This window comes from Butyricicoccus faecihominis (genome assembly GCF_014648015.1).
Classification (GTDB): Bacteria; Bacillota; Clostridia; order Oscillospirales; family Butyricicoccaceae; genus Agathobaculum; species Agathobaculum butyriciproducens.
On record NZ_BMQH01000016.1, the window covers coordinates 49,225 to 50,013 of the forward strand.

The following is a 789-nucleotide window of genomic DNA, read 5'->3' on the forward strand; positions in this document are numbered from 1 at the left end:
ACCGGACTTCTACAAGAAGTAATCCACTTCACATTTTCTATTCATTGCTACTCACTCGCAAGGGTGGCAGAGCTTCCTGCTTTACTGCCCTTGCATATCACCTTAACCACTATACCGCGTTTTACAACGCGAAACTGATACGTTAAAAGGAGTTACTGCTATGAAAATCGGTTTTAACGAAGGCTGCAACCGTTTCTGCGAAAACCACTCCGTACTCGAAGACCTCGACCTGTGCGAGAAGTACGGCTTTGACTACATCGACATCCAGTCCGAGTGCCTCGACCGCGAGATCGCTGCCGGCAAGTACACCATCGATGATCTCGGCGCTTGGTTCGCTGACCCGAAGCACCACCTGAAGATGCTGTCCTACAACGCCCTGATCTTCTTCAACATGAAGCAGACCCAGGAGGAAAAGGACGCCGTTATGGCAAAGCTCGACCAGATCATCGCAGACTGCAACAAGCTGGGCTGCAAGATGATCGTTGTTGTACCGTCCATGGATCTGACCGTTCCGGCTACCGTTGACGAGATCAAGGCTGATGCTGTTGCTGTTCTCAAGGAGATGGTAAAGAAGGTTGAGCCGCACGGCATCAAGCTGTCCATCGAATTCTGCGGCGCACCGACCATGTCTATCAACCGCTTCGAGTACGCTTACGACATCGTTACCGAGGTAGATCATCCGCTCGTCGGCATCACCCTCGACCAGTACCACTTCCATGCAATGGCTTCCGAGTGGGCTGCTCTCGAGAAGGCTGACGGCAAGAAGATTTTCGTATGGCACCTGAACGG

Annotated in this window: 1 protein-coding gene; it reads left to right on the forward strand. The window is 52.1% G+C overall.

Going from position 1 to position 789, the window contains the following annotated elements; all coding sequences use genetic code 11:
• Positions 1–160: 160 nt before the first annotated feature.
• Positions 161–789: sugar phosphate isomerase/epimerase family protein (locus tag IEY11_RS13405; protein ID WP_188886807.1), on the forward strand; the 629-nt coding region annotated here is incomplete at its 3' end.